The following is a 7,924-nucleotide window of genomic DNA, read 5'->3' on the forward strand; positions in this document are numbered from 1 at the left end:
TGAAGTGTTTGAGCTTGAAGCATTTAAGTTTAAGCTAAATGCCCCCGCGCAATTTAATCGCCTTGCTTTGCCATCTAATCCGGCTTGTGCTTGGGTATCAACATCTCTGACTAACAAGGCATCATCCATGACAATGCCTAATTGTTGGCTTAATGCCTTAGCAATTAACCATGCTTGATTAAATCCGCGCGACTTTAAGCGATTGGGGTGCAGCGGCACAGGAATGAGCACTTGTGGTAATTGAATCATATCCCTCGAAACCAAATCCATCACTCGAATAGCCAGCACCTGCACTAACGCCGCTAATGAGGCACATTGTTGTTGATATTTTATCGCTGCAATCAATTCACCTAGCCCTTGATGATAACTGCATGGCGCAATAACCATTATTGGCTCAGTTGACTGACATTGGCCACAATAGCGCTGTAATAGCATCATAGCCTTACCGCATCCTAAGCAGACTTCATGCTGATAAAGTCCAGCCACTAAACAGTGCTGACACACGCCAGAATGCGGTTTCTGCAGATCATACTGCTCAATATCCTGACTGCATAACATGCAGCGATTAGGGAGATTACGCAAAATTGCGTGCTTAACAATGCGAAAGCCTGCATAGCAGGCTTGTCGGAGTTGCCAATCCATATAATATCCTTATCCTGTATGGCAATTAACCCAAACTCAATCTTGAGGAAACCCCGTGCAGTCCAACTTACCTCAGTTACACGTTCACACTGTGGGCGAAGGCCAAGATCTTGTTTTGTTACATGGTTGGGGAGTTAACTCTGCCGTTTTTCATCCATTACAAACGGCGCTTAGTCATTATAGAGTGCATTATGTCGACTTGCCGGGATTTGGTGATAGTGCTGAAAATACTGGAGATATCAATGCGTGGGCAGCACAACTAGCACAGCAATTACCCAAAAATGCTGTGTGGCTTGGTTGGTCATTGGGCGGCATAGTCGCCACTCAAATCGCCATAACTTACCCTGAGTCAGTTAAAGCCTTAATCACTGTGGCTTCATCACCATGTTTTATGGCTCAAGAAGCTATTGTTCAAGAATTTAGTGAACAAGACGTTTTTGCTCAAACAGATAGTGACCAAGATAGAGTTAATCAAGCACCTGAAAGCAAAGCGTCATGGCCGGGTATCGCACCTAAGGTGTTAGCGCAGTTTTCTGAGCAACTGCAAATTAACTTAGCCAAAACCGTTGAACGTTTTTTAGCGATTCAAGCCATGGGCAGTGACACAGCTAAAAATGATATTGCCGCGATTAAGAAACTGGTATTAGCCAAACCTTTACCTAGCCAAGCCGTGCTCGATCAAGGTTTAGGGATGCTGCGTACGGTGGATTTACGTTCACAGCTGAGTACTATCCAACAACCATGGTTAAGGATTTGGGGCAGATGTGACAGTTTAGTTCCGAAAAAGATCATCAAACTTTTACCCCAAGCAACAAGTATAGAAGACGTTGTTCACAATAAAGCATCTCACGCACCGTTCATTTCACACCCACAAGCGTTTTTAGCTGAATTACTGCCTTGGATCGAAAAACATACAGACTAAGCCTATAAAACCACTTGTAAATTGACTATAATTTAAACGTTATTCGATATAATCAAAGTGAGCTTTATGCTGGTAGTGACCAATTATCCCCAAGTACCGATTGCGACAAGTAATGTTGCAACCGATCTTGCGCACGCGGATAACCAGCAAGCTAAACCGATATTGCCGCCGCAAGAATTGTCTAAAGCGCACCAAGAGCGCGCTTACAATCAGCAAAATGAGCGTTTAACCCGTCATGAGTTGATCGAGCAAAAGCAGCAGCAAAAACAATCGACTGATCAGCAGTTAACTCAACAACAAGCGTTAGGGCCAAAAGGCATTTTTCCGCAATTACTGCGTGTTGCCGCTAACAGTAATCCGACAATCCAACGTCGTGACATTCAACAAAAAAATGCCAGTTCAGCTCCAGTTGAAGCAGATAAAAGCGCCAAACAAGATAACAACCGCACTATCCAAAGCTTATTGTTAAATGAGGCTAATAAAGAGCAGTCAGACGCTTTTTACCAGCAACTCGGCGAGCGTGTCGGCAAGTTTTATCAGCAACAAACCACCCCTTCAGATCACAACCAGTTATTTGCGTTAGTGTAAATAAACCACTGTCTATCCGCTAACTAGCCCAGCACTGTTTTATCCTCAATGGACTTTTATTAACTGTCATTTCATAACTGTCGTTTCATAACTGTCAATTCATAACTGTCACTTCATAACTGTCACTTCATAACTGACCACGTCATAGATGACGATGTTTATTGCTGTGTTTTTCTTATAGTTTGATTAAAAGCTGTTTTTATCAAGACTTCGCTGTTCAAGGATGCCTTCATCAACTAACTGCTTAAGAATATGCAGGGTTTTCTCTCTGAAGCTATCTCTCAATAGCCTTACAGCAGGCGTAATCGACTGTCGGCTTGGGCAAATCAGCCATAGTTCTGTTGGGCTAGGTGTAAAATCAGGCATTACACTCACAAGCTTACCGGACAAAAGATCTGCTGAAACATCAAGGAATGACTTTACCGCCAAGCCCTTGCCAGCCAAACACCACCGCCTTGCCAGTTCACCATCATTACCTGCACGGTTACTGTTCATTTTCACTTTATATTGGTGATTATGGCTATCAGTAAAACACCATTCATCATGCACAATATCGTACAGTTGATATAACAGACCATTATGTTCAGTAAGATCATCAGGGTGTTGAGGTTGACCAAACTTGGCGATGTACTCAGGGCTGGCACACAAAAGTTTCGGCACATTACAGATTTTAAACCCGTATACGTTGGCCTCTGTTGGCGAGCCATAACGCAGTGCCATATCCACAGCATCACGATAGAAGTCAATATTACTGTCACTGATACTGGTGCGAAGATTCACCTGTGGATGACTATCCATAAATTCATCTAGCCAAGGTATCACCAAGTTACGCCCAAAATCAGACGAGAGTGCTATACGTAAATTGCCGTCAATGATATCGAGATCATCTTTAATATTTTGCTTAGCTTGCGCCAGCATAGAGAGGGCTTTCTCACATTGAGGAATATAACGCTCGCCTGCAGTAGAGAGCCTTAAATGCCGTGTAGTACGTACAAACAACTCAACACCTATGGCATTTTCTACCCGTTTAACTGCCGCACTGGCTGTGGCCGTTCGCATATCAAGGTTTTCGGCAGCCGCGGTAATACTGCGAAATTCAGCTACCTTTGAAATCACAATCAAGTCTTCTAATAACATAATTATCAATTTTATTTTGAGAATATATCAAACATTACGCTGTTTAAGATATTCATGACAAGGACTAATATAGATTCATCAAACGAGCACTGCGCAAATAGCGCAATCTCGTTTCAATCATTTAAAGGCGCCATTTAAAGGCGCCATTTAAATTCAATATAAAAATAGGATTATTCAACATGACTAGACTCACTATTGTGGCAAACATCATTGCTAAAGCAGACAAAATTGAATTAGTAAAAGCAGAGCTTTTAAAACTGATTGAGATTACTCGCGCAGAAGCAGGTTGCATCAATTACGACTTACATCAAGATAACGAAAATCCAGCTCATTTCATGTTTTATGAAAACTGGCAGTCACGTGAGTTATGGCAAACACATATGGGTAACACGCATTTAGCTGAATATATGAGTGCAACCGAAGGCGCTGTTGAGCAGTTTATTTTAAATGAAATGACTCACATCGCTTAAACTCAGGGCTTTATCTTCTGTTTAAATACGCAAGCGATCTCCTCACCCACTATAAAGCGCTAAGTCGATACCGATTTAGCGTTTTTTATTGCATTAGCCCCACTAAATGATATCTTCCGCCATGACCGACTTGCTGCAAATATGATGACTTATGGCCTGCACAAGCTAGGTTTTGATTCACAACCCTATAATTATTGAGTATTGATAAGTAATTAATTATATTGGATTAGCTAATCATTCCATTCCCAAACAAAAGAGGCAAAGATGACATCATCAAGATATACCTTTGCTGTGAATATTTGTTTGTTTTTCAGCGTCCTGCTCCTAGCAACATCAACACTGGCAATGCCAGTACTAGCAAAAGATGTGGTTATATTAAATCAACCTGACTCTGTCCATGATACCCGCTACGAATATAGCTATAAGCTTATGCAGCTTTCTTTAATTCATACAGAAGATGATTTTGGAGACTGGGAGATAACCACCTCAGATTATCCAATGACATCAGGTAGAGTCTTACCTGAATTAATGACTGGCGAGTTAATCAATGTCATCGCCGAAGCGCCTAAAGCACAATGGAGTGAAAAACTTATTGCCATTGATGTGCCATTACGAAAAGGTGTTCAAGGATTTCGCGTCTTCATCATCAAACAGCAAAACCAATCACTATTTTCTGACATCAACACATTCGAGCAATTCAAATTGATACCGACAGGATCAGGGATGTTTTGGTCAACACGCTTTGCAATGGAAAAAGCAGGAATGGATGTGGTTATTGGTTCGAGTTACGATGGGCTTTTTCATATGCTTGATAAAGAACGCTTTATCAGTTTCGGCCGTGGAATTAATGAAGCCTATGATGAAGTTGAAACCTATGGAAAAATTTATCCCGATTTAATTGTCGAAAAAAACACCTTATTACATATTCCATTAGTCACACTATTTTATGTGTCGCCTGCATATCCTCAATTGGCCAACCGAATAAAAGTAGGTCTACAGCGTATCAAAGATAATGGATTATTTGACGAGGCATTTCACCAAGAGCATTGCCAGTTTTTAGTGAAAAGTCAGCTGAGTCATCGCCAAGTATTTACTATCGATAATGAGTTAATCAGTAAGCAAGACCATAAAGAAATGCTCAAAAATGAAGAAGTCATCTCACCAAAAACAAACTTTGATGAAATTTGTCTGACTTACATAGAAGAATAACCATCAACGCCGTTTCTCATCATACCAACAAGCAATAAAAAAGCCTTAAAACAACGAGTTATCTCGATGCCATTAAGGCTTTAATGTCACTGTTTAGCTATTTAATAATAGCGAGAACAATATTACTTTTTGAGTTTTGCAAACGCATTAGCAAATGCATCGCCCATTGCCGCATTGGCAGGGGCTTTGTTTTGCTTACCTTGGCCGCCTTTAGCTGACTGACCTTTAGAAGCTGCTTGTTTGCCTTTGCCAGCACTTCCTTTACCTGAAGTCTGTGGCTTATTCGATGATGCTTTAGCTTGTACTGGCTCATCTAAGCGCATACTTAATGCAATGCGGCGACGTTCAGTATCAACTTCCATCACTTTGACTTTAACCACGTCACCCGCTTTAACGATAGTATGCGGATCGCTAACAAACTTATCTGTTAATGATGAAATATGCACTAAACCATCTTGATGCACACCCACATCTACAAAGGCGCCAAAGTTAGTCACGTTAGTGACAACCCCTTCGAGGATCATTTCAAGTTTGAGATCTTTTAACTCTTCAACACCATCTTTAAAGCTGGCAGTTTTAAACTCACCACGAGGATCTCGCCCAGGTTTATCAAGCTCGGCCAAAATATCAGTAATAGTCGGTAAACCAAACTCTTCAGTTACAAACTCTGCTGCATTAAGCTCTGATAGTAATGCCGTATTGCCCATTAACTGCGTAACCGTTTGCTGTTTCGCTTTAGCAATCGATTCCACTAATTTATAGGCTTCTGGGTGAACAGAAGAGCCATCTAATGGATTTTTTGCCTGAGGAATACGTAAAAAACCGGCAGCCTGCTCATAAGCTTTAGGGCCTAAACGCGCGACTTTCAATAATTGCTTACGGGTCTCAAACTGGCCGTTTTCATCACGATAAGTAACGACATTCTTAGCCAAGGTTTTATTTAAACCGGCAACCTGAGCCAGTAATGGCGCTGAAGCCATATTTAAATCGACACCAACACCGTTCACACAGTCTTCGACAACGGCTTCAAGTGAACTAGATAACTGGCTTTGACTTACATCATGCTGATATTGGCCGACACCAATGGATTTTGGTTCAATTTTAACTAATTCCGCTAACGGATCTTGCAAACGACGTGCAATCGATACCGCGCCACGAATCGATACATCCAGATTCGGGAACTCATCGGATGCTAGCTCAGAAGCAGAGTAAACAGAGGCGCCGGCTTCGCTGACCATAATCTTAGTCAGGCTCGGGTGGGTCTCTTTCATAAAGCTAATCACTTCAGCCGCTAATTTGTCAGTTTCACGTGATGCTGTGCCGTTACCAATCGCAATCAACTCAACTTTATGCATTTTAACAAGGTTAGATAAAGTACGGATCGACTTGTCCCAAACGTTTTGCGGCGCATGTGGGAAAATAGTGGTGTGAGTGACAAATTTACCTGTGTTATCCACAATCGCGACTTTAACACCAGTACGTAACCCAGGATCTAAGCCCATTGTGGCTTTAGCACCCGCTGGCGCCGCCATTAATAAATCACCTAGATTACGAGCAAATACATTAATTGCTTCAGCTTCTGCACGTTCACGCATCGCACTGATGAACTCAGTTTCCATTTGCAGGGCAATTTTTACCCGCCAAGTTGCAGTGACCACTGTTTTTAGCCATTGATCAACGTCAGAATCAGACAGCTTTAAATTGAAATGCTCAGCAATAATCACCACGCAATAGCTGCTTTGCGCCACTTCTGCTTTGGGATCTGCATTCATCGACAGGCTCAACACGCCTTCGTTGCGACCACGAAGCATGGCTAAAGCGCGGTGAGATGGGACTTTAGTGATGGTTTCAGTATGCTCAAAGTAATCACGAAACTTCGCACCTTCCTTTTCTTTACCCTTAACCATTCGGCTTTCGAGCACAGCTTGCTGACGTAAATGCTGACGTACTTTCTGTAATAAATCCGCATCTTCAGCAAAACGTTCCATTAGAATAAAGCGCGCACCATCGAGCACTGCTTTGTTATCAGCAAAGCCGGCTTCTGGATTGATAAATTCAGCTGCTTTCGCATCAAGGTTAGTTTGGCGATGAGCTAATAAAAAATCAGCAAGTGGCAATAAGCCTGCTTCAATAGCAATCTGACCTTTAGTGCGACGCTTAGGCTTATAAGGAAGGTATAAATCTTCAAGACGAGTTTTGCTATCAGCAGTATTTATCGCCTGCTTTAATTCTGGCGTTAATTTTCCTTGGGTATCAATGCTTGAAAGGATAACTTGCCTTCTTTCTGCTAGTTCACGTAAATAGCCTAAACGGCTATCTAAGGTACGTAACTGGGCATCATCTAAACCACCCGTTGCCTCTTTACGGTAACGAGCAACAAAAGGAACGGTAGAACCATCATCAAGTAACGCGATAGTCGCTGAGACTTGTTGCTCACGAACATTCAGTTCTTGAGCGATAATTTGAGCAATACTAAGCATAAAGGGTCTTATTCGGCGTTGAATAACAAATATCGCCCAAAGATAGCATAATCAGCTAAAAACGTTTATTGAGATTACGATTTTTTCACGGTTTTAGTGCTTCACAAAACACAATTTGCTTTTCAAATAACGAGGTTTGGGTTCAGAAATGAATCTAGATACTGTGACAAGGCTCAGCAAAACACCTCTAAAGTGATAGAAGAAGCAACTTAATTAACGGCTAATGTGACTTGCTTCTAATTAACAATAAATCCAATTAATAATCATTCGCAAATGTAACAATTGATACATTTATTTAATCTTACCTTTTCATAGTTTAAGTTTAAATAATATTTTGACGTTTGACATATTCTGTAGGACAACAACCAACAGTGTTAGAAAATTGACGACTAAATACTGAAAGATTATTAAAACCACACTCATAAGCGGTCACTTTTATATTGCCATTATTTTTATTTAAAATATAAATAATAGCA

The 7,924-nt window shown here is 41.2% G+C and carries 7 protein-coding genes; 4 read left to right on the top strand and 3 right to left on the bottom strand.

Annotated features, from left to right (window positions below; all coding sequences use genetic code 11):
- On the bottom strand, positions 1-642 hold a 642-nt coding region (locus BCU84_RS20785; protein ID WP_102526171.1), incomplete at its 3' end, for a ComF family protein.
- Between the two features lie 55 nt (positions 643-697).
- Between BCU84_RS20785 and BCU84_RS00640 the strand changes: the two genes are divergently transcribed.
- Positions 698-1,564, top strand: coding sequence for an alpha/beta fold hydrolase (locus BCU84_RS00640; RefSeq protein ID WP_102526172.1), 867 nt, complete (start codon positions 698-700; stop codon positions 1,562-1,564).
- A 66-nt stretch (positions 1,565-1,630) separates the two neighbouring features.
- Positions 1,631-2,152 (top strand): hypothetical protein, encoded by a 522-nt coding sequence (locus BCU84_RS00645; protein WP_102526173.1) that lies wholly within the window; start codon positions 1,631-1,633, stop codon positions 2,150-2,152.
- Positions 2,153-2,338: 186 nt separating this feature from the next.
- On the opposite strand, the gene BCU84_RS00650 is transcribed toward BCU84_RS00645, so the two are convergent.
- Positions 2,339-3,289 carry a LysR family transcriptional regulator gene (locus BCU84_RS00650; protein ID WP_102526174.1) on the bottom strand — a complete coding sequence of 317 codons (951 nt, stop codon included), beginning with the start codon at positions 3,287-3,289 and terminating at the stop codon, positions 2,339-2,341.
- A 179-nt stretch (positions 3,290-3,468) separates the two neighbouring features.
- On the opposite strand from BCU84_RS00650, the gene BCU84_RS00655 reads away from it, so the two are divergent.
- Complete coding sequence (locus tag BCU84_RS00655) at positions 3,469-3,759, top strand: putative quinol monooxygenase (RefSeq protein ID WP_102526175.1); 291 nt, start codon at positions 3,469-3,471, stop codon at positions 3,757-3,759.
- Positions 3,760-4,023: 264 nt separating this feature from the next.
- Positions 4,024-4,968, top strand: coding sequence for a hypothetical protein (locus tag BCU84_RS00660; RefSeq protein WP_102526176.1), 945 nt, complete (start codon positions 4,024-4,026; stop codon positions 4,966-4,968).
- 122 nt (positions 4,969-5,090) lie between these two features.
- Here the strand turns inward: BCU84_RS00660 and BCU84_RS00665 are convergent, their stop codons facing one another.
- Entirely contained in the window at positions 5,091-7,448 is a 2,358-nt protein-coding gene (locus BCU84_RS00665) for a Tex family protein (protein ID WP_102526177.1), read from the bottom strand.
- Between the last annotated feature and the right edge of the window lie 476 nt (positions 7,449-7,924).

It is taken from the genome of Shewanella sp. 10N.286.51.B7, assembly GCF_002873615.1.
GTDB lineage: Bacteria > Pseudomonadota > Gammaproteobacteria > Enterobacterales > Shewanellaceae > Shewanella > Shewanella electrodiphila.

Excerpts from the sequence above, each read along its gene's own strand:
- BCU84_RS00645 (WP_102526173.1), top strand. The coding sequence starts at position 1,631 with ATGCTGGTAGTGACCAATTATCCCCAAGTACCGATTGCGACAAGTAAT.
- BCU84_RS00650 (WP_102526174.1), bottom strand. The coding sequence starts at position 3,289 with ATGTTATTAGAAGACTTGATTGTGATTTCAAAGGTAGCTGAATTTCGC.
- BCU84_RS00655 (WP_102526175.1), top strand. The coding sequence starts at position 3,469 with ATGACTAGACTCACTATTGTGGCAAACATCATTGCTAAAGCAGACAAA.
- BCU84_RS00660 (WP_102526176.1), top strand. The coding sequence starts at position 4,024 with ATGACATCATCAAGATATACCTTTGCTGTGAATATTTGTTTGTTTTTC.
- BCU84_RS00665 (WP_102526177.1), bottom strand. The coding sequence starts at position 7,448 with ATGCTTAGTATTGCTCAAATTATCGCTCAAGAACTGAATGTTCGTGAG.